The organism is Anaerocolumna sp. AGMB13020 (assembly GCF_033100115.1).
Classification (GTDB): domain Bacteria; phylum Bacillota; class Clostridia; order Lachnospirales; family Lachnospiraceae; genus Anaerocolumna.
In genome coordinates this window covers 3,715,816-3,739,595 of sequence record NZ_CP136910.1, presented here as the reverse complement: position 1 = coordinate 3,739,595, position 23,780 = coordinate 3,715,816, and the positions used below count along the sequence as shown (strand labels likewise).

Below are 23,780 nucleotides of genomic sequence, written 5' to 3'. Positions count from 1 at the left end.
AAAAAAAGAATCAGATTTTATGCATATAGCCTTTGTAATCTGATTCTTTTTTTGTGTTTTTTATTGCTCATCTTGTTGGAAGCTGACGGAATTTATAACTTTATCCGGTCCATTCAATTATTGATTAGTTTCCATTGCATTCTGCCGAAGAATTCTTTCTACAATCTCAACTCCGATTCGTTTACCAACTGCCCCCAGCAATTCTTCTCTTTTTTCCTTTAATATCCCTTCGTCATCTTTGGCTAAAATGTAGATATAAAAGACCGGCAGATAGTCTGAATCGAGTTGTAAAATATCCGCAATCCCGCTGATATCTTTCAAAGTACAAATCTTCTCTTTGTGATTATAGAAATAAATTGGCGAATCTAATCCAATGGAAATACGTTTAAATAGTGTTACCGTATCATAAGTCTTAAGATTCGTTACGATGGCGTTGGTCTCCTCCTTCACGATTCCACTTACTATCTGCTCAAAGCTTTCAATTTTCATATCCTTTTTATATCTCGAAATATAAGATAAAACGAAACCCGAAGAATTTTTCCTTGTATCGTCTAACATTTGACAAATACACTCCGTAAATCTGTCCATACGAGAGAACTCTTTTTCTTTCCCAAGGAACTCTTCCAGCTCGTCTTTCCGCTTCATTATCTCCAGCTTTACAGCATCATCGATAATCTTAAAATTCTCACTTCTCTTAATTAACGAATGATACCGTTTGCTATTTCGCAGCAACTCGGCCAGACGTTGTGCTAACACAAATTCCCTGCTGCCTTCTTCAATTGCCTTATGATAATATTCCGTATAATAAATCTGCCTCAATACAGTCGTTAGCCAGGAGTCATTCCATTGAGAAAGTGCATTTGCCTTAATGGCTGATTTCTTATCTCCCAGAGGAAACCAAAGTCCTGAGATATCAAATGGTATCAATACTTCATTATCACGACGTTTTTCCAAAGCTGTTTCTTCCAGATATTTCGTCACAAGATCTTTCACGATTCCTTCCAGAATATAATCCGATTGAATGACTCTATGATGATAAACAATATCTTTATAGCTGTTATATCTGCGTTTTACAAAATCCTCTACAGAACTTACCGCTTTTAAGGGAACACAGAAAAATATCTCACCTTTCTCCACAATCATCTGCATATCATTAATGATTCTGCTATACTCTATTTTTCCAGAGTCCTTTCCCGAATTGATTACATCTCTCGTTGCATAATCCAAACGGTCTCCGTCCAAACTGGAATCAAGAATCCTATGAATATACCGGAAGGCTCCTTCTTCACCAAAGATCCTTTTTACACTTTCTAACACAAGCAGTTCATATAGATTCTCCTCATATTTTCCAGCAGTTTCTGAAACCGGTGCAATAATCTTGCTCAATATGCCTTCGCTGATCTCATCACCCATCTGTTCGTGTAATTTCTTATTACCCTCAAAGTATTTGGACATAATTTCAACAAATTCTTTTGCATTCTCTTTGTCGTTGACTGCTTTACCCTTGTATTCCAGGTAAACATCTTTCAACGCATATTCCACGATATGACTAAAAGGAGGATGCCCTATATCATGCAGCAACGCTGCTGCACGGATGGATTGGATAAGTACAAGATGCGTAAATTTATTCTGCTCCGGAATGTTGTTGGGTACGAGAGAATGCCTTAATTTATCCAATTCAATCCGCGGCATCTCCTTTGGAAGTCTGCCGCCCAATTTCTCAGCACAGAGCTCCTTCTGTTGTCCTACTTTGTCTAGAATTCCCTTATATTCTTTGTCAAAGATATCAAAAAATTCTCTTAGCATTGTATCCGATGTATTTAATAACGATTGAAAAAACATGTCAGAGCAAAGCTTCATAGTTCCAACAGAATGTTCAAAACGTTTGGTTCGATTGGTTGGAAAGGTAAGATATACCGTTGAATTTTGATACACGTCATGAAGCCGGTTAAAACCAATAGTTGAGACGATTCTTCTTTCATATTCTGTCAATGCAATCATTCCATGGATGGAATCGTTCAAATAAATTCCTTTTTTCAAGTCAAACCTCCTACTGTTTTTTTATTTATTATAAAGTATCTCCCTTGATAAATCCACTGATTTAAGCCAAGAAAGCCAATCACTCTTTGGTGATTGACTTCCTTCATTGATTTCTGATTCAATATCTGATATTTACCTTCCTATAACTATGTTTTCAATTTATAGGTGACTTATTCAATATTTTTTAAATGACCTTTCGCAATACCAAATCGCTTTCCGTCCATTAAATGTTTTTTCATTCTGCGCTGAAGAGATGTACGCTCCGGTAATGATTCATTCACGTTCTCATACCCTGGAAAAATCCACCCCATATACCAGGTTGCATCATAATCCATCGTATCAATCTCAAACAGGTTCTGAAACCCAACTATATTTGAATACTCCCCCAATAACTCCTTTAATTCCGGCATCAGCATCCATGAATCGCAGGTGAGTTTCATATTCTCCCATTCAGAAAAATAGGCTTTTCTGAATTGAAAAAAATCCTTTAACGACTGTGTCACAGATTCTTTTTGCAGATTAGCATCTGATGGAATGTGAACAGCAATCTCCTTGTTCTCACCATTCACAAACTCATATTCCAGTGCACCAATACGAAATTCGTTCAATGAAATCTGTCTCGGAAACCACCAAGCCCAAACAAATTTATAGGTATGAAAGGTTCGATAATGTTCCTTTAAAAATCTCGTACAAAATTTCATTGTTGCAGTAAAAATATCTTCTGCTATTCCTCTCTTCCTATATTCCTGGTATGAATAGTTAGCAATAATATTTAACAATTCCCATAGTATTTTTATTCCATCAGAATCCTCACCCAGAAGCTCCTGCAATTCCTTTATTCCCTCATCCCATTCCTTGCGTTGCAGTATTTTATTTATAACAGAATTGGGAACTTCACAATTTCTATTGTTCGCATAATTCGATAATTCTACGCTTACTTCCTCCGGAATCTCTAATACTCCGGTTAATTCCAACACGGTCATGCCTTTACCACCATACCTTCCAGTTTGTCTTTTTTAGATATTTATATTATAACATATCTTACCTTCTTTGTACGATCCTTGTGGTATTTTTTATAACAGATGAGATGTTGGAGATAACAAAAGAAAAAATTCATGAAGACAAGAATTTCTATAAAAAATTTAAGGAGCAGTGTAGCCTATACCAAAGAAAATAAAAGATGTCTAGATTGGTTTAATTCATTATACAGGACGAAATAATAAAGCCTTTGATATTCAAGACTTTTAAAGTATACCTGTTTTAACTTAACACCTTTTTCTTATATCTATACATTGTCAAAATAGCTGAATGCCTATACTCTTCTACCTTCACATAGCCCATTTTCTCATAGAAATGATGATTTCTATAACTTTTAAATGGAGTTATTAATTCCCACTCGGAGGCTTCTGGAAATTCATTTTCAATAAACTTTATAGCCATTTGCCCAACTCCCAAGTTCTGATATTGTGGAATAACACTTATAACCCTAAGATAAAAGTTGTTGTTCTCTCTTTTTCTAATAACAATGTCTCCTATTATTTCTTTGTCCTTAAGTATTTTATAAACGCTTGCATTTTGAATTTGATTAAACATAGCCTGTTCAGATTCATTATACGCTGGACATTCTCCATACTTGACATAATCTTCATAAAAGCTCTGATTTTGAACATTGATAATTTTATTAGTATCGTTTTCATTTGCCAATTCAAAATCTATACGCATAATGTTCCTCCCTATAAATTAAGATTTAAGTTTATTTCATATGCTGTATTTATATTATATAGTTATCGAGAATAATTTCCAGATGTTTTTTTAACTCATCTATATTAATTTATTGTTTTATTATGAGGTTAAGACCCTCGCCTTTAGATATCAGACAACTTTAAGCAATTTTAGCTGGTAGTGGTTCAGTTTAAAATATCAAAATAAAAATCTTCTATCGACTCAACAAAAAAGGAACCAAACCCGAAAGTTTGATTCCTTTTCCATGCGAATGCTTTCCTCGCAAAATACTGCAGTCGACGGGACTTGAACCCGTACGAGCGCAATGCTCACTAGATCCTTAGTCTAGCGCGTATGCCAATTCCGCCACGACTGCACAACTATAAACGTAGAGTGTTCACTCTTATTTCACCAGCGAACGAATTATATTATAACAAACTTATTTTGATAATGCAACATCTTTTTGCAATATATTTTTACTTTTTTTCATATAACAAGCGTTGTTTTGTAGTTAATTACCACACAAATACTTAATTATCCATATTCCATCATAATTCTGCTTTCTCTCAGGGATAAAGCTTATTTTCATAATTGACAAACTCATTCTCTTCTATTACAATTAGGTATACTATTAGTTTACTTTATTGCACTATCATGCAAAGGAGATATCATAATGGGAAGCTTAGAAAGAAAAGCAAAAGAAAAAGTACTTCGGCGTGAGGATATTATCTCCGCTGCCGAAAACGTATTCTTTGCAAAAGGGTACAATGCGACAACCATGGATGATGTAGCAAAAGAAGCTCAATTCAGCAAACGCACGCTATATATGTATTTTAACAGCAAAGACCAGCTTCAATACGAGATAATGGCCAGAGGGTATCGTTTATTCCTCGAGTTGCTGGAATCGGAAGGAGCAACCAAGAGTAACCAGACACCCCTGGAGGGTATAAAGACGCTCTTTCTACTCTTCCACAAATTCAGCCTATCTTATCCGCATCATTTTCGCGCTATCATGGAATACCAGACCAGGGAAGAGGATTTTATCACCAGACTATCTGGGGAAGCACCACAGGCAAAGGAGGAATGTTATGAGCTGGGAGAGGACGCGATAAGGTTTCTGATCAGGCATGTAAAAGCAGGTGTCCGTCAGGGCGTCATTCGAAATGATATTCCTGCCGAAAAAATTGCATTAATATTGTGGTCCTGTACTCTGGGTATTTTTAATACTGCAAACAAAAAAAATAATTACCTCAGCAATTATTACAGCACTACCGGAGAGGAATTGCTTCAGGATTCCTTTACCTTGATTCTTGACTCTTTGACCCGAAAATGATTCTTCTTCAAGCTATGATTTGAATTATTTTCCACAATGCCAACCATTCTTTTATATGTACCGAAGTACATGGATCGGAGTTAGTATGAAGAAAGGACGTATGACCTTTCCAGTAATTTTATTAGCCCTTATTGTATTTTTACTTTCGGTTCTGATAGCTGTATTTGCTATCAGTGGCTGCTTTCTGCACACTGCATACCTGGACCCCTGGAAGAAATCTTATCAGAACCGCTTTGAAGACCCCAGGCTTAAGCTGACCGCCCACGGATTATTGGCTGCTAACAGCCATAACATGCAGCCCTGGAAAATAAAACTGGATAAAGAAAATTCCTCTGTATTTTATCTGTATGCTGACAGCTCTAAAACCACTCCCGAAGTAGACCCTCATGCCAGACAAATGATGATTACACAAGGAAGCTTTCTGGAGTACTTAAAGATTGCTGGTGAAAAGCTCGGAACCCCGGTTACTATCACACTTTTTCCAGAAGGAGTTTATGATGAAAATAATCTTTCTGCAAGTATGGACACCTATCCGGTAGCCTCAATAACCTTGGGTAAAGCTGCTCCTAAGAATACCCCTTTGTATGACGGTATCTTTCTCCCCGATACCAATCGGGGCATATACTCGCCAACTCTCCCGTCTGCAGCTGCCGTAAGTCTCTTAACAGATACGCAGGAGTATTCAGGTATAAGCGCTTACCTTTATCAGGCCCCTGACCAGGTTCAGTCCATCGGACAAATTGCTATGGATGCGGCTGTAATCGAGGGAAATACCAAGAGAGTCATGAAGGAAACAGAGGAAATCTTTCGAGCGAATGAATACCAAAAGAATAAATACAGATATGGTTTCTCTGTTGAAGGGCAAGGCTCCAAAGGTATTATGAAACATTTCCTGCAAGCCGCAGTAACACTCTTCCCCTCCATGAATAGTGGAAAAGCTCAGACAGATAATTTCATGAACTCTACCCGTACTTCCATAGAGAATACACCGTCATATCTACTCCTTACAACCAAAGACAACAGCAGAATAAGTCAGGTAGAAGCCGGCATGCTCTATAGTTCCTGTATACTGAAGGCACATAATCTTGGGCTTGCCATGCAGCCTCTGAGCCAGGCACTGGAAGAATATACGGAAATGATCTCCGTCTATGAAAAAATACATTCGCAATACGGTAACGGCGATACTATTCAGATGCTTCTCAGAGTAGGATACCCAAAGCAATCCGCTCCTTTAAGTATGCGGCAAGATGTTAGCAGCCTGCTTCTAAAATAAGTTTAAAGGTCTGGTGTCTCATTTGCAGATGCCAGACCTTTTCCTTGTCTCTTAGTAAATATGTGATTTGTGATTAGCGCCTCCTTATCCCTTTCTACTAATCATCCCTGTTCATAACTCGTTAGCAAATAACCTGTTTCGTTATCACAGCTGTTAATTGCTTCTTTTGAATCTAAAAAAATCGGGTACTGTAATTACAACAAGCAGCTTAAGCACCTGTAAAAACTGAGTATCCCAAGAGATAACTTGAATTTATATCAATACTTCATTACATTATTAACACCAGGTGATAAGGAAAGCGTAAACCTCGTTCCACCCTCTACCGGTTCTCCAGGCAATGTCCTGTTATTTTCCAGGTCTTTCAGAACTGCCTGCTCCTTCTTAACAACCACAGATACTTTCGTATAATACGGAAGGAAAGAACGAAGGATGAAGGTATCATTATCATATACAAATAAGGTTATTTTTGAATCCCCCTCTAACACCACCGGTAAATCCTTGCTTAAGATTTTTCTTACCGTATTTAATATCAAATTAGGAAAATGATAGATATTTCCCTGATCATCCGGAATTGTCAGGACAAATAATCTTCCCTTGGAATATTTCGTTTTTAATATAACGGGTGTGTTATTATCCTCACCGTAAGCACCTGCAATCTGCCATACATCGTTGGTAAAAAACTGTGGCTGTGTTAAGAGGATTTCCTTGGAGGCTTCCAGATTACCTCCAAGCGTTATACCACCGTCTTCTGAACACATATAACGATTCGCCAGTACCTTATTATCTGTATAGGATATATGGGCTAATTCGTGAAAAGCCTCTCCTAGCTTTCTTACAAGGCCGGAGGTCACCATAACATCTGCACCTGCCTTTAAGCTTTCCTTTATCTTTTCAACTATATGATCATCCTTTGCTGCATTTGCGGTGAGCAAGACCGTTTTCGCTTCGTAAGGATATTCTGGATAAGGTTCCAACGGAACGCCGCACATCCCAATATAGTTATGAAGAAAATCTTCCCCGAAGCTATGATACGGTATATACGTAGCAACTCCCACTGGATTACCAAGCTCTCCCAGGTAACGGTCCGTATCCTGAAATACCTGACCGATCGCAGGCGGAAAGGTTGTGTAAGACTTGTCATCCATCAGAGAACCAAGACAGAAAAGCATTGCCTCTTTTGCTTTACCAAATAAGGTGAGATATCCCTGATCTATATACGAAGTTAAGTTATAAGAGCATTCATAAGGGTCAAACCAACCGCCAAGATTGCGATCAGGTGCAACATTCTCAAAATAGCGCATAATAAAGTAGCTTAAATATTTCGGTAAGTGTTGCTGGGTATACGTAGGATTACGGGTTTCTGTTCCCGTATAAATATAATCAAAAACCTTTGGTTCCTCTTCTAAATTGTAACCTGCATCCTGAAAATGCTCATACCAGTTGGGAAATTTTATTATAACTTTTACTTTGGGATTTACCTCCCTGGCTGTTTTTAAGATTACATTTTCAGAAAAATCCTGCAGAAGTGATATTCTAAAGTCTGACCAGGATCTATCTCCTTTTGCCTCTATGCAGCTATCACATCTGCAATTGGTAAAATAGAAATCATCCAGTATAAACTCATCAAACAGTTCACTGGTAAGTGTTACCACCTTCTTCATCCTTTCAGCTACCTCTTCAGAGGTGTAGCATTGAGGACTAAAGCCGCCCTCCAGCGGGTCGTGCTCTCCGTCCGTTGTAATACCTCCGGCAACTTCAATGCCTTTCTTTAAGAAGAAATTTTTCACCAAGGTCATTTGTTCATGGCTTATCATCCTGCCGCCACGGTAAGTTTCCAGATATACTTTACCTACTTTCATATTCTTCTCAATTAGCTGAAATTTCCTGTCAAACTCCTCAAAATCTGTTACAGAAATCAGATTTCCTACCGGACAATAAATACTGGCGTTAAAATTATTATACCTCATAATTACTCCTCTCTTGTTCCTGAATCAGTGTATTCATTACCTTACTTCAGTGAAGAATGTAAAATGTTTTATCCTAACGAAATACTTACATTCTCTGTATAAGCTGAACTGAGCATTTTAACCTATTCCAAATATAAAATTGCCCTATGTATTAACCTTTTACATCTGAAAAAGAAAAAGTGAAATTCTACTTATAGTCTGATTCTAAGACAGTTTCACTGCTACAACAATGTATTTTCTCTTACAGCATATGGAGAATCTTATATCCCTATGGCTAGAAATTATATTTATAACATACCTTATTTTACCATTTCTATGGCTATAACCCTTGTTTAAAGAGATTTCTTACCAGTAAGACTATTACCCTATCCAGACTATACTCCCGCCGCTACCGGCGATTCTCTAGTGAAAAACAATAATTGGTTATTGAAAGCGAGCTGGAGGCAGAAGAAAGCGATAATTAAGATAATATAACTATCCCGAAAAAAATATCAAAAAGAGCTTCTACAAATAGCACCACAAGGTATAATCCCTGTATAGCTGTTTATAAAAGCTCTTTCCCATTCAGTCGATACTTAAAGTAAGCTGAATTTATATGTAGTTGAATCTACTTTTCTTCCTACCCAAGTGTAAAAATACTATAAGTACTTTTACACTTGACCAGGTATAAAGTTTGTTCAACTTATCTGATTAACTTCTATGCAGACACCAAATTATTTATTTGGCATTCTTTATGTTTAACTTTTCTACTTAAGCAATTTTAGACTTTGCAAGATCAGTTAAAGCTGTGAAGCCTGCAGGATCGTTAATAGCCATGTCAGATAACATCTTTCTGTTAACTTCAACACCGGCAACTTTTAATCCGTGCATTAATTTGCTGTAAGAAATTCCGTTTAATCTAGCTGCTGCATTGATTCTTACGATCCATAACTGTCTGAACTGTCTCTTTCTCTGCTTTCTTCCTGCAAATGAAGATGTTAAAGCTCTCATTACGGATTGTTTTGCTACTCTATATTGTTTGGATCTGGCTCCTCTGTAACCCTTTGCCAGTTTTAATACTCTCTTATGTCTTTTTTTAGCGTTTAAGCCGCCTTTAATTCTAGCCATGTTCTATTTCCCTCCTTCGCACCTAATCTTATAGATAAGGCATAATCTTCTTCATATTTTTAACTTTAGTTGCACCAGTTATTGTTGCTTTTCTAAGATTTCTCTTTCTCTTAGTGCTCTTCTTTGTTAAGATATGGCTCTTATATGCCTTCATTCTCTTTAACTTTCCTGTACCTGTCTTTTTAAAGCGCTTTGCTGCTGATCTGTTGGTTTTAATCTTAGGCATGATATTTCCTCCTTCATTATGGTACAATAACACTTCCAAAAGGTTGTCCTATTGTTTTATTTTTATTATTATGACACCTGCCAAACCCATCATGGCCTTTTTAAGCATTAAGAAATACAGGCTAACGAAGGGTTAGCCCTAATCCCTCATCACGATTATTTACCAAGTGTAACTAACGTTTCTCAGTTAAGAACATTATCATGTTCCTACCCTCAAGTTTTGCCGGTTTTTCAACGATTGCAATATCCTCAAGCTTAGAGTAGAAATTGTCTAAAATCTGTCTACTGGAAGAAATATGAGCCATCTCTCTGCCTCGGAAACGAAGGGCAACCTTTACTTTATCACCTTTTGTGATAAACTTTCTAGCCTGGCCTGCCTTAGTGTTCAAATCGTTATCATCGATATTGGGTGATAAACGGATTTCTTTTACTTCGGTTACTTTCTGTTTCTTCTTCGCTTCTTTTTCTTTTCTTGCAAGGTCGTATCTGTATTTTCCATAGTCGATAATCTTGCATACAGGTGGCTTTGCTGTGGGAGCAATCTTTACCAAGTCAAGATTGGCATCCTTTGCCATTTGCATAGCTTCTTTGGCAGACATTATACCTAACTGCTCGCCGTCTTCTCCGACTAAACGGATTTCTTTGTCTCTAATCTGCTCGTTAATCATTAATTCACTAATAGTACTGCACCTCCATAGGTTAGTTTACATAATAAGTTTATAGGCATTAAAAAAATGGATAGCAAAGACTATCCACCATACTATTCGTCTATGAGATCACATTTGTATTTTTACAAATCAAACCTCTTATCCGCTATTCACGGAACCGAAAATATAAACCCAAGTCACAAACCGGTGCTAAGGTGAGAGTGGATACTCTGCTTTGTTGTTATCGTTGAATTACCACAAAGATAATTCATAAGCTATATTACTATAACATATATATGGCATCATGTCAACTGCATTCTGCTAATATTTTTTAACTTCTAATACGTTTTAGCTTCTAATACGTTTTAGCTTCTAATACGTTTTAGCTTTTAACGTTTCAACTTTTAATGCGTTTCAGCTTCTAATACTTTTTAAAGCTATTAATAGGTTAAGATTTCTAGCTACTTTTAAGCTTCTGGGGGGAGTAACTGCTTGTATGTTTCTGGCAAGGGGACGGCAAAATGTATAAACCGGAAAAACTCATGCTTCGATTACAAGGTATAAGAAGTCCTAATTCTCTGGAGATTTTGTGCTGGACATATTATAAAATAGATAACTCGCTGCGCTCAGACAATCTATTTTATAATATAGCACAAAATCTCCAGAGAAAAGGACTTCTAATACCTTTCCATAGGCGCATTCGTTCTTTCCGGTTTATACATTTTGCCTGAACTCAGATGGGATACAGGCTTCTGATAGTCAAACTATACTTTCTGGAGTCAGCATTATTAAAGTCATTCTAAGATAATAGGATGATTTTGTGCTTCTTTTTTTTATTTAATTCTTACTATTATGAATATAAGTTATTGTAGATATCTATATTTGAAGCCTGATACCTTATTTAATGACTGGCACCAGGCTCCATATCTTATTTTAATCTCTTCCGAATTCCGAAAGCTTGAGTTCTTTGTTACGGTCCAGAACAGTCTGAATACTCCAGCTGTGTATGAAGAGTAACAGGGGATTACCCTTTAGGTCTTTTACTCTCTTGGTATCCGATGTAACATTTAATTTACTTGCATCCAGTCCTTTATTCTCTATCCAACGTATATGCTCATAAGCCAACGGCTCAAGTCTTATTTCCACGCCGTATTCGGATTCCAGACGGAATTTCAATACATCAAACTGCAGGACTCCTACTACACCGACAATGATTTCTTCCATACCGGTATTGTACTCCTGGAATATCTGTATGGCACCTTCCTGGGCTATCTGGGTTACACCTTTTAAGAATTGCTTTCTCTTCATGGTGTCTACCTGTCTTACCTTGGCAAAATGCTCCGGTGAGAAGGTCGGTATGCCTTCATATTGAAATTTCTTATCAGAGGCACACAGGGTATCACCGATAGCAAAGATACCGGGGTCAAATACACCGATAATATCACCGGCGTAAGCTTCTTCAATTATTTTTCTCTCCTGTGCCATTAACTGCTGAGGCTGAGACAGTCTTATCTTTCGACCTCCCTGCACATGATTGACTTCCATTCCTGCATCGAATTTGCCGGAGCAGATTCTCATAAAAGCTATTCTGTCTCTGTGTGCTTTATTCATATTTGCCTGGATTTTAAAGACAAATGCTGAGAAGTCATTTTCAACGGGATCTACAAGACCCTCTGTCGCTTTTCTGGGAAGCGGTGTGGTTGTCATATTCAAAAAGTGCTCCAGGAAAGTCTGAACGCCAAAGTTTGTAAGAGCAGAACCAAAAAATACTGGTGTTAACTGTCCGTTCCTTACCTCTTCTATATTAAATTCGCTTCCGGCACCTTCTAAAAGTTCGATTTCGTCATTTAAAACATTGTGATTTTCCTTGCCAATCAATTCATCCAGGCTCTCATCACCTAAGGTCACCTCTACCTTATCCACTTCCTTCTGTCCGCTGTTTGCGGCATAAAAGCGCATAATATGCTTGGTTTCCCTGTCATATACTCCTTTGAAATTCTTGCCGGAGCCGATAGGCCAGTTTATGGGGCAGGTCTTAATTCCTAATACTGTTTCAATATCATCTAACAATTCAAAGGTATCCCTTGCTTCTCTATCCATTTTATTGATAAAGGTAAAGATTGGGATTCCTCTCATTACACAAACCTTAAACAGCTTCTTTGTCTGGTTCTCAACACCTTTTGAAGCATCAATTACCATGACAGCGGAATCTGCTGCCATAAGGGTACGGTAAGTATCCTCCGAGAAGTCCTGATGTCCCGGTGTATCCAGAATATTAATGCAGAAATCGCCATAATTAAACTGCATAACCGATGATGTTACGGAGATACCACGCTGCTTTTCTATTTCCATCCAGTCGGATACTGCATGCCTGTCCGTCTTCTTTCCCTTAACAGAACCAGCCAGATTAATGGCACCTCCATAGAGCAGAAGTTTTTCTGTCAATGTGGTCTTACCGGCATCGGGATGGGATATGATGGCAAAGGTCCGTCTTCTGTTTATTTCCTTGGTATAGTCTTCCAAAACAATTCCTCCAGCTTTCCATGTAAACGGGCAGCTTCCAATCTGAAACTGCCTCAAAACTACTTAATCATATAATATTTTTCCATTGCTTGTCAAGGTTATTCTATTTAGAGGAATAAAAGGCAAATTTAATCTGTCGGCTTTGTGAGATTCAGAGAAACGCCGAATAGTTTTACCGGTACCAGCATGATTTTCAGCCTTTATACCTCTTATCTTTTGCAATACGATTGCTGTCTTTTCAGTAGTATTATAATTGCTGTTGTGGTATACTTCTTTCGATGAAGTCTTTCTTCTCCTTTTATTAACAAGGAAAGCTTGTTATAATAGAAAGACAGAATGTAGCATTATTACTAATTTTAAATTATAGCACTCAGTAATAAGTGAACTGCAGAAAAGGCAGTACTTATATATACTTTTGTTTATGTACTACAAAAGGATTTATTCCTATAAAAGCATATACTTAGTTTTGAATACTTTTAAATTTTTGATTAATTTCAAAGGAGTATACTTATCGAAAATGGATAAAAAGACAAAGATAACCAATCCCAGATACCAGCAGATTGCCATGGATATTGCATCTAAAATAGCAGACGGGCAGTATAAAGTGGGTGATAAAATATATGCAAGATCCTCTCTTGCAAGCCAATATGGCGTTTCCTCCGAAACCGCAAGAAGAGCAATTTTAATCCTCTCTGACCTGAATATTGTTGATGCTACAAAAGGAAGCGGTGTTTTCATTAAGTCCTTTGAAAATGCTTTAAAATTTGTGAAGCAGTATTCGGAAATAGAGACCATTCAAACCTTAAAAAATGAGATTATGGACAGCGTTCAAAGGCAATCCGCGGAACTTAACTATTTCAATGAATGTCTGACAAAACTCATTGATTATACCGACCGCTTTCGTTCCACAAACCCCTTTATTCCTTTTGAAATTGATATCAATGACAAAACACCATATCTTAATCAGTCTGTACAGGATGTTAACTTCTGGCACAACACCAGCGCTACTATTATAGCGATTAAGAGAAATGAGGCCCTTGTTCTTTCCCCGGGACCTTATGTCTCTTTCCTGGAAGGAGATATCCTGTATTTTGTAGGCGATGAGAATAGTCTGCAGCGTGTTAAATCTTTTATGTACCCAGAACTGCAATAACGTTTACTTTCTATATAATTTCTGAAAGACTGCTATTGCAGTCTTTTTTTTAAGTAATTTTCCTTCCTCATAATTTGTATTTCCTGCTGCTGAGGTACTTGCAAACTTCTTATATCAGACAGTTATTTTCGTCTGAGAGAGAAAAGGCTTTGTACTATTCTGTTAACGAGTGGCATAGATTAAATTTGACAAAGTGACAACTTATCTTTATAATTGGATTGTCACTATAGTAACAACTTGTAATCATCGTTGTGTTGTCACTTGTCGTAAAAGGGAGGTTTAGAAGTGATAGTATTTGAAAATGTTACAAAAAGTTTTAAAGATCACCAGGTTTTAAGCAACATAAGCTTTCAGATCAAAAAAGGCGATCTGGTTGCCTTTATCGGGGAAAGCGGCTGCGGGAAAACTACTACTTTAAAGATGATCAATCGTTTAGTAAAGCCTACAAGCGGACGTATCCTTATTAATGGAGACAGTATAGAAACCAAAGATATCATAAAATTAAGAAGGAGTATGGGTTATGTAATCCAGCAGACCGGTTTGTTCCCCCATATGACAGTGGAAGAAAATATAGAAATCATTCCCCGTTCTGAGAAAAGAGATCTGGAAGAAATTCACAAGAAGACACTTGAATTAATGGAAATGGTAGGCTTGGATCCGGAAGAATTCTCTGACCGCTATCCAACAGAACTAAGCGGCGGTCAGCAGCAAAGAGTCGGAGTTGCACGAGCATTTGCCATAGATCCTGAGATAATTCTAATGGATGAACCCTTTTCTGCATTGGATCCTATTACAAGGTCAGGTCTTCAGGATGAGGTTCTTAATTTACAGTCGCAATTTAAAAAAACCATCGTATTTGTTACCCATGATATGGATGAAGCGATTAAGATTGCCGATAAAATCTGCATCATGAAGGATGGGGTTATTCTGCAATATGATACTCCTGAAAATATACTTAAAAATCCCGCCAATGCTTTTGTCCAGGAGTTTGTGGGCAAGAACCGTATATGGACTTCTCCTGAATATATAAAAGCTTCCGATATCATGATCACAACTCCGGTTACCTGTTCTGAAACACTTCCACTGCTGCGTTGCAGGGAAAAAATGAGAACTTCCAATGTTGATAGCCTTATGGTTACTGATAAAAGCCGCAGGCTCCTGGGAATCATAAGTGCCAAACAGGTTCAGCCCCTTTCCGATCTAAGCCTTGAAGCCCGCTCTATTATGGGTACGGATGTCTTAAAAGTATCTCCTGACAACAACATTATCGATATCTTAAAAATCATTGAGGAAAACCAGGTATCCGGTATTCCGGTAACAAGTGATGACAACATCTTATTGGGTCTTATAACCAAGAGCAGTCTTGTTACCACTCTCAGCCAGCAATATATTGATACCCAGGAGGTGATGTTCTCATGATAGATTTTTTTAATTATATTTTTCAAAACAAAGCTCAGATTCTTTCTTTGACTCTGGAACATATACAATTAACAGCTATCGCGGTAGGCCTGGCTATCCTCCTTGGCGTTCCTCTGGGTATTCTGATCAGCTATGTGAATAAGCTCAATAAACCGGTGCTTGCAATTGCTAATATCATTCAGGCTGTTCCCAGTATGGCATTGCTTGGATTCGCCATTCCCTTCTTAGGAATCGGAACCTTGCCAGCTGTTGTAATGGTCATACTCTATTCGCTGCTTCCTATTATTAAAAATACCTTTACTGGTATAAAGAACATCAATCCTCAGACGATTGAAGCTGCCAGAGGCATAGGGCTTACAAAGATCCAGATACTGTTTAAAATTCAGATTCCTCTTGCACTGCCTGTTATCATGACCGGTGTCAGAATTTCAGCCGTTACTGCCGTAGGCCTTATGACCATGGCTGCTTTTATCGGCGCCGGAGGCTTAGGCTTTCTGGTTTTCTCAGGAATACGTACTGTTAACAATTTTCAGATCTTAGCAGGTGCTGTTCCCGCATGTATATTGGCTCTTCTGGTTGACTTTCTTATCGGTATCGTAGAAAAGCTGGTTACGCCTGTCAGCCTTCAAATAACCGGTGCCTCAAAGGAAAAGCAGGTAAAATCAAAGAAGTTCCAGAAAAGAATTATTGCTGCCACAAGTCTTATTCTGGTATTGGTTCTAGGTTATAACGGAATAGTAAATCATATCTCCTCTGATAAAGTCATTCGAATAGGCAGCAAGGACTTTACAGAGCAGCATATATTGGCTCATATGTTTTCCGATTTGATTGAAGCCAGAACAGATATAACGGTAGATAGAAAAATCAATTTAGGTGGCACTCAGGTTTGTTTCTCTGCCTTAAAATCCGGTGATATCGATCTTTACTTTGATTACAGCGGTACTGCTTATGGAGATACGCTTAATTATCCTCCCATCTCCGATATGGAGGAAGTATACACTACCGTGAAAAATGATTTCAAAAACCTATATGGTATTGACGTTCTTAAGCAATTTGCCTTTAATAACACTTATGTATTAGCCGTTACACAAGAGACTGCCGCTGCTTATGGTTTAAACAGTATCAGCGACCTGGCTAAGATCGGCAGAAACTTAAGGGCCGGTACAACCCTCGAATTCTTGAATCGTATAGACGGAATACCTGGGCTTACTGCGTTTTATAATTTTAACTTCAAGAATACTGTTGGCTTAGACGGTTCTCCCAGATATGTAGCCTTAATGAATCAGGAAACAGATGTTGTGGATGCTTTTTCAACAGACGGATTACTGAAGAAATTCGAACTGGTTACCTTAGAAGATGATAAGAACTTCTTTCCGCCTTATTATGCCATCCCTTTAATGCGGGAAGAAATAGCTAATAAATATCCGGAAATAATACCTGTTATTGAAGAGTTGGGTGATGTTCTTACAGATGCTGTTATGGCTGAACTGAATTATAAAGTAGATGAACTGCAAATGGAACCGGCCACAGTTGCTCATGATTTCCTGGTGGAAAATTCCTTTATAGAATAATAGATTAGATTCAAATATAAATGATTTATTAGTACAGAGTACAGGTAGTTTACAAAAATTGAATAAATGCTCTTATTTGAAAAGTACCAAAAGTCCTCTTCTCTGATTATTTAAGCAAGTTGTCTGTTGTGCAATTCCATGAGCAAAATATCCAGAGAATCAGGACTTCTTATATAATGGGATGGGGAGGTATTAACGGTGCTTCCCACTGCATAATTACAGATTTTATCTGATACTTCTTTTCACTTATACAGTAGACAAGCTGAATAGAAAAAGAGCTTCATCAAAAGATTACCTAATCCTTTCTTGCCTTCTTTAACATTTCTATTTCTTTTCTGTGCCCTTCCAGTTCTGTTGGTGTTTCGAGGATAAATATCAAGTCTCTCAGCTTTGGATGGTTAATAATAGAGGTAATGGTTTCAACTCCAAGAATTCCGTCACCGATGGTCACATGCCTGTCCTTGTGACTTCCCAGGGCATCCATGGTATCATTTAAGTGGAATGCCCTCAGGTACTTAAGTCCAATTATCCGGTCAAATTCCTGAAGAACCCCTTCCAGGTTATTTACCAGGTCGTATCCTGCATTCCATAGATGACAGGCATCCATGCAGACACCAATACTTTTCTTCACCTCTACAAGCTCTATCACTGCTTTGATTTCTTCAAAGGTCCTTCCCATTTCACTGCCCTTACCGGACATGGTTTCCAGTAGAACTGTTGTATGCATTCCTTCATACATTACCTTATTTAGCATAAGTGCAATCTGTTCTATAGCAATACTGCTCTCCTGCCCCAGGCAGCTTCCCGGATGCAGATTATAAAAGTTTCCCGGAAAGAATTCCATCCTGTTGACATCTTCTTCAAACATCTGCGCTGACAATTCTCTTAAATGGGCATCTTTGGAGCAGGCATTGAGGGTATAAGGCGCATGTGCCATTATCCTGGCAAAATCATTTTCCTGAAGCAGCTCTCTGAATTTATTCATGTCCTTATAATCTGCCGCCTTCGCTTTGGCTCCCCTTGGATTTCTGGCAAAGAACTGCAAGGTATTGGCACCTATTAATAGAGCATCCTTTCCCATTCGTTCGTAACCTTTGGCTACAGATAAGTGTGTACCGATATTAAGCATTTGAGTACCATAACATACCGTATAACGATATCCTTTCCTTGTATATCAAATATATAAATAATTAGTAACTGTTTTCTTCATAGAATATCCGTTTTTCCATTATTCTAACCTTATTTATTGATGCGTATATCCTCTGCTATTCCAGCTGTTCGCTATTCCTTAACAGATAGCTTTAACTGGTGTTTTAGTAATGAATAATATCAAGTTCATTATAACTTTATACCTGTATCTCGAATTCTTTCACATACACCGCTGTGCCAAGAATCTCGACTTCATAATCTGCAAGCGATTTCCTGACCCGAACAATTACCCTGCCATCTTTTCCAATTTCCTGCCCTTGTTCTATATTTAGAGTAAGGGGTTTATCAAAGTCTTTGTTTATGTATGTAGCATAAAATACCCCCATAACTCCTGACGCTGTCCCTGTTACCGGATCTTCCACGGTACCGGAATACGGAGAGGAAAAATGTCTTGCATGCATGTCTGCCTCTGTATCATATGTTTCAAAACAAAGGGGATGAAGCTTAATGTATAGCAAGATGTCAGGTAAACTTCTGTTCACCTGACATCTTAAGGATTATATGAAATTAAGCCTGCTGCTCTACTTCAATTTTTCTGATTTCTTTTCTTCTGATTTCCTTGCAGATAGCATCTACAAACACAGAAAGCTCTTTCTGACCTTCGTCCCCCAGGTAACGGCTTCTTACGGATACAAGACCTTCCTCTTCTTCCTTCTGTCCTACCACCAATAGATAAGGAACACGTTCCAGTCTTGCTTCACGAATCTTGTAACCGATTTTCTCGGCGCGTTCGTCTACACTGCAGCGGATATCATTTTCTTTCAGCTCTGACTCTACTTTTTTGGCATAATCATGATATTTCTCGGAGATTGGAAGTACTCTCACCTGCTCAGGACACAGCCAGGTAGGGAACTGACCTGCATATTTCTCAATCAACCATGCCAGCGTTCTTTCATAGCAGCCAATGCTGGTTCTGTGAATGATATAAGGACGTTTCTTCTCACCGTTCTGGTCGATATAGTACATATCAAACTGTTCTGCAATTAATGCATCCCACTGAATGGTAATCATAGTGTCTTCTTTGCCATATACGTTTTTAGCCTGTATATCTACCTTAGGACCATAGAAAGCAGCTTCTCCTTCTTCTTCCGTAAAAGGTATCTCAAGGTCATTTAAAACCTTACGGATTCTTCCCTGTGTTTCCTCCCAGACATCTGCTGTTCCAATGTATTTCTCCTTGTTGTTGGGATCCCATTTGGAAAGACGATATGTTACATCCTCCGCAAGTCCGAGTGTGCTCAGACAATATCTTGCAAGATCAAGACAACCCTTGAATTCTTCGTCCATCTGATCCGGTCTTACTACTAAATGACCTTCTGATATAGTGAACTGGCGTACACGGGTTAAGCCGTGCATCTCACCGGAATCCTCGTTACGAAACAGAGTTGAAGTCTCACCTAAACGGATAGGAAGATCACGGTAAGATCTCTGTTCGGATTTGTATACATAATACTGGAAGGGGCAAGTCATAGGACGTAGTGCATATACTTCTTTATCTTTTTCTTCATCTCCTAAAACAAACATTCCCTCTTTGTAATGGTCCCAGTGACCGGAGATTTTATACAGGTCGCTTTTTGCCATAAATGGAGTCTTTGTTCTGACATAACCTCTTTTTTCCTCTTCGTCTTCGATCCATCTCTGCATTGTCTGCATGATCTTAACACCGTTTGGCATAATAAGAGGAAGTCCCTGTCCGATTACATCAACCGTTGTAAATAATCCCATTTCACGGCCTAGCTTGTTGTGATCACGTTTCTTGATATCTTCCAAATGAACAAGATAAGCATCCAGGTCTGCATTCTTTGTATAAGCAGTACCATACACTCTGGTTAACATCTTGTTTTTTTCAGAACCTCTCCAGTAAGCACCGGAGGAGGAAATTAATTTGATAGCCTTAATACCTTTTGTGCTCATCAAGTGTGGTCCTGCACAAAGATCGGTAAATTCTCCCTGACTGTAGAAGGAAATTTCTTCTCCTTCGGGCAGGTCTTGAATCAGTTCAACCTTATATGGCTCATTTTTTTCTTCCATAAAGCGGATAGCTTCTTCTCTTGGAAGGGTAAAGCGCTTGATCTCCGCACCTTCCTTTATAATCTTCTTCATTTCCTTCTCTAACTCATCCAGCGCTGCTCTGTCAAATGGCTCTACATCAAAGTCATAATAAAAACCAGTATCAATGGAAGGACCTATTGCAAGCTTTGCAGCTGGATACAGTCTTTTTACTGCTTCTGCAAGTACATGAGAGGTAGTGTGTCTGTATGCTGCTTTTCCGCCCTCGCTGTCAAAGGTAAGGATGCTTAAGCTGCTGTCCTCTGCTACAACGGTTCTAAGGTCCACTACCTTTCCGTTAAGCTCTGCTGCACAGGCATTTCTGGCAAGTCCTTCACTAATATCCTTTGCAATATCTATGATTGCCATTTGATTTTCGTATTCTTTTACTGATCCGTCTTTTAATGTTATCTTCATACAAGTAACCATTCCTTTCCCATAGCTGCATTCTTTTGAATACATGCTTCTTTTTGTTTGAATTTTCATTCCTGAATATCCAATCTTTGATTGTATATTCCCTGTTTCTGCCGTTCCCGTTATGGGGACAGTTTATATTACATCCTGCTGATAAAAAGGCATCAAAAAAGCTCATCACTTTCGCCTGCCTTATAGCAGCTCGAAAGGGACGAGCATATATCTCGCGGTTCCACCCTCATTGGATTGTTAAATTCCCACTTCATTAGATGATAACGGAATCACCGGATCGGATTAGGACCACTCAGAGGTAGTTTTCGGATGTTTCCTGGCGGGATATTCTCAGCACCTCATATCCCTCTCTGTGTCATTTCACATCTTACTCGTCTCTTCAACGCGTTTTCTTATTGATAAACCTCATTATAGCATTTCAGCAATTTTTGTCAAGTGGTATTTTGCACCTTGTTAAGCAGTTGTATAAAGGCAGGTTGTGGCAGTGGTACGAAAACCCGCCTTGCTATTTGTACGTTTTGGTTCGGAGAAGAACCCTTATTCCACTAAAACTTCAGTAATTGCTTAGGACAGTATTGAATAAGCCAAACTCGCGAAGAAACCAGCAGAACTATGCTGGTTTCTTATATGCTCAAACAGTGGCTTATTCAATACTTAGCGCAACTACTGAAGTTTAAGTGTCATAAGGAACCTTTCCGAGACCTAATCTACCAAATAGCAAGGTGGGTTTTCTCCGTTACTGGCATGCTTTGCAGATATAGTTATTAAGTATTTCTTTTTTTATGATTACTATATAGATGTGTTTATTTCTGTGTGGGTGTGTTTATTTATGCTAAGAAATTAGGATAGCTTTAATTTATTTTTTCTATTCACAATTTTCACATTTTAGATTCTTTCGTTTATTTTAAGGTTAACACTGAAGAATGATGGTTTACATACAGCGTTTTAATAATAAAATCCATTAATAAGATGAAGTTGAATTAAACTTTTCTTGTATTTATTATTTGGGATATACGGATTAATAATATCCTATAACAGCATATCGCTCATTTAGCTTTTAAAAATTTTCGAAAATATAATACAGCTTCCATATGGATTTTATAATGATATCCGTATGGAAGCTGTGGTTAAAATGGCATTTTCAGATAATTTATTTTTTTTGCTTCAGAGATGCCGGTCTGTTCAGAATAGCGTTCATTTCCAAGAACGTCCTCATAGACGTCTTCAACGCTTTTTCCAAAGGTCTCTGTTGAGAATTTCTGCATGAGTTCTCTGGCATTTTCTCCGTAAGGTGTTTCTTTGTCTGTAAAGAGGACTTTATCCAGGCTTTCTATCAATCCTTTTTGATCGGTGAATTTATAGCCGTTTATTCCATCAAAGAGGATGCCGTCCAGGCATCTGTCTTCTCTGGCTACTGCCGGTATTCCTGCGGCCATGGCTTCTATATAGGTTAAGCCCTGTGTCTCACTTTGTGAGGCACTGACGAATACGTCTCCTAGTTGATAATAGAGACCGATAGTATCCCAAGGTTTGGAGCCTGCAAATATTATTTTCTGCTGCAGGTCAAGTTCTGCTACCCTGTCCTTTAGTTCATCCATTTCCGGTCCGCTTCCTACAATCAGGAATTTGACCGGTTTGCCGTCTTTCATATAGTACTCCATGGCATTGATGGTTTCTATGATATTCTTTTCTCTGGATACCCTGCCTATATAGAGTATGACTTTTTCTTCTTTTAAAATGCCGTACTCGGTCTTGATTTGATCGATATCTTCTTGTTTATATAAAGCGGGATTGAACTTTTTAAGATCTACACCTGTTGGTATGACGGATATTTCTCTGTATACGCTGTATTTTTGCAGCAGTTCTTTTACCTTTTCTGTAGGTACGATTACTCTGGCTACTGAGTTACAGCATACTTTTGTAAATATTCGTACAAAGGCCTTGGCTCTTGCATCCAGTGCTTTGAAATGGGGAAGATAATGGGTGTAGTCTTCGTATATTGTGTGGTAGGTGTGAATCATTGGTATCTTTAACTCTTTTGCCATAATCCTCCCGAATATTCCTAAGGAAAATTCCGTATGGGTATGGATGATATCCAGATTCAATTTTTTTATGATTCCTGCTAGTTTCGGCAAGTAGAACATTCCGATACGCCTCTCCGTAATCAGAATAAAGGGCAAGCTTGGAACACGGAAGACATTGTATTCATATTCCGGTGCTCCCGGAGTCGTTGTTGTAAACACATATACCGTGTGTCCCAGAGCTTCCAGTTCTTTCTTTAATATATATACCGAATTAGCAACCCCGTTTATCTCGGGGTAGTAGGTTTCCGTAAATAATCCTATATTCACGACATCTCTCCTTTTATTGGAGTTTCTTACAATGGCTCACAAACATGAAAAAAGCTTCAATTTGGAGGCTGTATGGTTTCGGCATGAATAGCTAAAATACTAATATTAGTACTACTATTAGTATGCTGACTTCTCCATGCGAAATACAGTTAAATTAAGGCATTCTGCCTTTTCATATGTATTATATAAGCTAAATTAGGTTATTTAACCTACGGCATTTTTGAAAATACAGCCTATTTAAACCTTTGTTCGAATACAAAAGGAAAAAATTAAAGTTTAACTTATATTTAAAATTTAGCTTATATTAGAATTTTATTTATAGCTTTCCAATTAGCATATCCTTTTCAAGAATGTGATGTACCAGCCAGTCATTTAAGAATTCCAAAATATCCAATAGTGTCTCTGTTTGATTATGATCCATGTCCGCAAAGTTTACATCATTTATTTTTTCCAGAAAATCCTCATGTTCTGTTTTTTGAGAAAATAATTTTTTATGTCCGATGCTCATCATATACGCTTCTTCATCTGAAAAATGTTTGGTTGCATAATCTTTTAGTCTTAGTATGATTGCTACAATATCATCGAATTTATCCACTACAAATTCGTCTTTTAATAGCATATATGCTTCGTCAGCTATGCGAAACAGTTCTTTATGCTGTGTATCAATAAGCTCTATACCGGTATAATATTCATCCTTCATTTCGTACATTTTGATTTCTCCCTTTATCACAGTTATAGTGTTTTTCTATAAAATTTCCAGAGTCT

General features: G+C 38.0%; 18 protein-coding genes, 1 tRNA gene and 1 other annotated feature. Of the genes, 5 read left to right on the top strand and 14 right to left on the bottom strand.

Translation table 11 applies throughout. The features are described from left to right. Positions 1 to 117: 117 nt before the first annotated feature. The 4 genes from R2R35_RS15505 to R2R35_RS15490 all read right to left on the bottom strand — a co-directional run bounded on the left by R2R35_RS15505 (position 118) and on the right by R2R35_RS15490 (position 4,138). Positions 118 to 2,040, bottom strand: coding sequence for an HD domain-containing protein (locus R2R35_RS15505; RefSeq protein WP_317730737.1), 1,923 nt, complete (start codon positions 2,038 to 2,040; stop codon positions 118 to 120). Between the two features lie 170 nt (positions 2,041 to 2,210). Beyond that, a complete protein-coding gene (locus R2R35_RS15500) occupies positions 2,211 to 3,023 on the bottom strand; it encodes an acyltransferase domain-containing protein (protein WP_317730736.1) in 813 nt (270 codons plus the stop codon). Positions 3,024 to 3,300: 277 nt separating this feature from the next. Continuing rightward, complete coding sequence (locus R2R35_RS15495) at positions 3,301 to 3,762, bottom strand: GNAT family N-acetyltransferase (RefSeq protein WP_317730735.1); 462 nt, start codon at positions 3,760 to 3,762, stop codon at positions 3,301 to 3,303. A gap of 291 nt (positions 3,763 to 4,053) precedes the next feature. Continuing rightward, a tRNA-Leu gene (locus R2R35_RS15490) sits at positions 4,054 to 4,138 on the bottom strand. Between the two features lie 297 nt (positions 4,139 to 4,435). Here R2R35_RS15490 and R2R35_RS15485 point away from each other — a divergent pair. Further along, the gene (locus tag R2R35_RS15485) at positions 4,436 to 5,095 is read left to right on the top strand and encodes a TetR/AcrR family transcriptional regulator (protein WP_317730734.1); all 660 of its coding nucleotides are present in this window, start codon (positions 4,436 to 4,438) and stop codon (positions 5,093 to 5,095) included. Between the two features lie 85 nt (positions 5,096 to 5,180). Next, the gene (locus tag R2R35_RS15480; RefSeq protein WP_317730733.1) at positions 5,181 to 6,368 is read left to right on the top strand and encodes an Acg family FMN-binding oxidoreductase; all 1,188 of its coding nucleotides are present in this window, start codon (positions 5,181 to 5,183) and stop codon (positions 6,366 to 6,368) included. A 257-nt stretch (positions 6,369 to 6,625) separates the two neighbouring features. On the opposite strand, the gene R2R35_RS15475 is transcribed toward R2R35_RS15480, so the two are convergent. The 5 genes from R2R35_RS15475 to R2R35_RS15455 all read right to left on the bottom strand — a co-directional run bounded on the left by R2R35_RS15475 (position 6,626) and on the right by R2R35_RS15455 (position 12,837). After that, the gene (locus R2R35_RS15475) at positions 6,626 to 8,335 is read right to left on the bottom strand and encodes a hypothetical protein (protein ID WP_317730732.1); all 1,710 of its coding nucleotides are present in this window, start codon (positions 8,333 to 8,335) and stop codon (positions 6,626 to 6,628) included. 750 nt (positions 8,336 to 9,085) lie between these two features. After that, entirely contained in the window at positions 9,086 to 9,442 is a 357-nt protein-coding gene (gene rplT / locus R2R35_RS15470) for a 50S ribosomal protein L20 (protein ID WP_033168561.1), read from the bottom strand. Positions 9,443 to 9,470: 28 nt separating this feature from the next. Then, positions 9,471 to 9,668: a 50S ribosomal protein L35 gene (gene rpmI / locus R2R35_RS15465; RefSeq protein ID WP_033168562.1), complete on the bottom strand. Its 198-nt coding sequence runs from the start codon at positions 9,666 to 9,668 to the stop codon at positions 9,471 to 9,473. A gap of 172 nt (positions 9,669 to 9,840) precedes the next feature. Next, positions 9,841 to 10,335 carry a translation initiation factor IF-3 gene (gene infC / locus R2R35_RS15460; RefSeq protein WP_033168563.1) on the bottom strand — a complete coding sequence of 165 codons (495 nt, stop codon included), beginning with the start codon at positions 10,333 to 10,335 and terminating at the stop codon, positions 9,841 to 9,843. Positions 10,336 to 11,247: 912 nt separating this feature from the next. Continuing rightward, positions 11,248 to 12,837, bottom strand: a complete 1,590-nt coding sequence (locus R2R35_RS15455; RefSeq protein ID WP_317730731.1) for a peptide chain release factor 3 — start codon at positions 12,835 to 12,837, stop codon at positions 11,248 to 11,250. A gap of 517 nt (positions 12,838 to 13,354) precedes the next feature. Between R2R35_RS15455 and R2R35_RS15450 the strand changes: the two genes are divergently transcribed. The 3 genes from R2R35_RS15450 (at position 13,355) to R2R35_RS15440 (ending at position 16,980) form a co-directional block, all read left to right on the top strand. Continuing rightward, positions 13,355 to 13,990, top strand: a complete 636-nt coding sequence (locus R2R35_RS15450; protein ID WP_317730730.1) for a TrkA C-terminal domain-containing protein — start codon at positions 13,355 to 13,357, stop codon at positions 13,988 to 13,990. Between the two features lie 285 nt (positions 13,991 to 14,275). Next, positions 14,276 to 15,409 carry a betaine/proline/choline family ABC transporter ATP-binding protein gene (locus R2R35_RS15445; protein WP_317730729.1) on the top strand — a complete coding sequence of 378 codons (1,134 nt, stop codon included), beginning with the start codon at positions 14,276 to 14,278 and terminating at the stop codon, positions 15,407 to 15,409. Continuing rightward, a complete protein-coding gene (locus tag R2R35_RS15440) occupies positions 15,406 to 16,980 on the top strand; it encodes an ABC transporter permease/substrate-binding protein (protein ID WP_317730728.1) in 1,575 nt (524 codons plus the stop codon). The genes R2R35_RS15445 and R2R35_RS15440 overlap by 4 nt, the downstream gene beginning before the upstream one ends. 295 nt (positions 16,981 to 17,275) lie before the next feature. On the opposite strand, the gene R2R35_RS15435 is transcribed toward R2R35_RS15440, so the two are convergent. The 5 genes from R2R35_RS15435 to R2R35_RS15415 all read right to left on the bottom strand — a co-directional run bounded on the left by R2R35_RS15435 (position 17,276) and on the right by R2R35_RS15415 (position 23,724). After that, positions 17,276 to 18,061, bottom strand: coding sequence for a deoxyribonuclease IV (locus R2R35_RS15435; protein ID WP_442872251.1), 786 nt, complete (start codon positions 18,059 to 18,061; stop codon positions 17,276 to 17,278). Between the two features lie 265 nt (positions 18,062 to 18,326). After that, positions 18,327 to 18,671: a PhzF family phenazine biosynthesis isomerase gene (locus R2R35_RS15430; protein WP_317730725.1), complete on the bottom strand. Its 345-nt coding sequence runs from the start codon at positions 18,669 to 18,671 to the stop codon at positions 18,327 to 18,329. A gap of 25 nt (positions 18,672 to 18,696) precedes the next feature. Beyond that, positions 18,697 to 20,655 (bottom strand): threonine--tRNA ligase, encoded by a 1,959-nt coding sequence (gene thrS / locus R2R35_RS15425; protein WP_317730724.1) that lies wholly within the window; start codon positions 20,653 to 20,655, stop codon positions 18,697 to 18,699. A 201-nt stretch (positions 20,656 to 20,856) separates the two neighbouring features. Beyond that, positions 20,857 to 21,056, bottom strand: a binding site (T-box leader). A 735-nt stretch (positions 21,057 to 21,791) separates the two neighbouring features. Then, positions 21,792 to 23,015, bottom strand: a complete 1,224-nt coding sequence (locus R2R35_RS15420) for a glycosyltransferase family 4 protein (protein ID WP_317730723.1) — start codon at positions 23,013 to 23,015, stop codon at positions 21,792 to 21,794. Positions 23,016 to 23,331: 316 nt separating this feature from the next. Continuing rightward, on the bottom strand, positions 23,332 to 23,724 hold the full coding sequence (locus tag R2R35_RS15415) for a bacteriohemerythrin (RefSeq protein WP_317730721.1): 393 nt from the start codon (positions 23,722 to 23,724) through the stop codon (positions 23,332 to 23,334). Between the last annotated feature and the right edge of the window lie 56 nt (positions 23,725 to 23,780).

Excerpts from the sequence above, each read along its gene's own strand:
- R2R35_RS15500 (WP_317730736.1), bottom strand. The coding sequence starts at position 3,023 with ATGACCGTGTTGGAATTAACCGGAGTATTAGAGATTCCGGAGGAAGTA.
- R2R35_RS15495 (WP_317730735.1), bottom strand. The coding sequence starts at position 3,762 with ATGCGTATAGATTTTGAATTGGCAAATGAAAACGATACTAATAAAATT.
- R2R35_RS15485 (WP_317730734.1), top strand. The coding sequence starts at position 4,436 with ATGGGAAGCTTAGAAAGAAAAGCAAAAGAAAAAGTACTTCGGCGTGAG.
- R2R35_RS15480 (WP_317730733.1), top strand. The coding sequence starts at position 5,181 with ATGAAGAAAGGACGTATGACCTTTCCAGTAATTTTATTAGCCCTTATT.
- R2R35_RS15475 (WP_317730732.1), bottom strand. The coding sequence starts at position 8,335 with ATGAGGTATAATAATTTTAACGCCAGTATTTATTGTCCGGTAGGAAAT.
- rplT (WP_033168561.1), bottom strand. The coding sequence starts at position 9,442 with ATGGCTAGAATTAAAGGCGGCTTAAACGCTAAAAAAAGACATAAGAGA.
- rpmI (WP_033168562.1), bottom strand. The coding sequence starts at position 9,668 with ATGCCTAAGATTAAAACCAACAGATCAGCAGCAAAGCGCTTTAAAAAG.
- infC (WP_033168563.1), bottom strand. The coding sequence starts at position 10,335 with ATGATTAACGAGCAGATTAGAGACAAAGAAATCCGTTTAGTCGGAGAA.
- R2R35_RS15450 (WP_317730730.1), top strand. The coding sequence starts at position 13,355 with ATGGATAAAAAGACAAAGATAACCAATCCCAGATACCAGCAGATTGCC.
- R2R35_RS15440 (WP_317730728.1), top strand. The coding sequence starts at position 15,406 with ATGATAGATTTTTTTAATTATATTTTTCAAAACAAAGCTCAGATTCTT.
- R2R35_RS15435 (WP_442872251.1), bottom strand. The coding sequence starts at position 18,061 with ATGGGAAAGGATGCTCTATTAATAGGTGCCAATACCTTGCAGTTCTTT.
- thrS (WP_317730724.1), bottom strand. The coding sequence starts at position 20,655 with ATGAAGATAACATTAAAAGACGGATCAGTAAAAGAATACGAAAATCAA.
- R2R35_RS15415 (WP_317730721.1), bottom strand. The coding sequence starts at position 23,724 with ATGTACGAAATGAAGGATGAATATTATACCGGTATAGAGCTTATTGAT.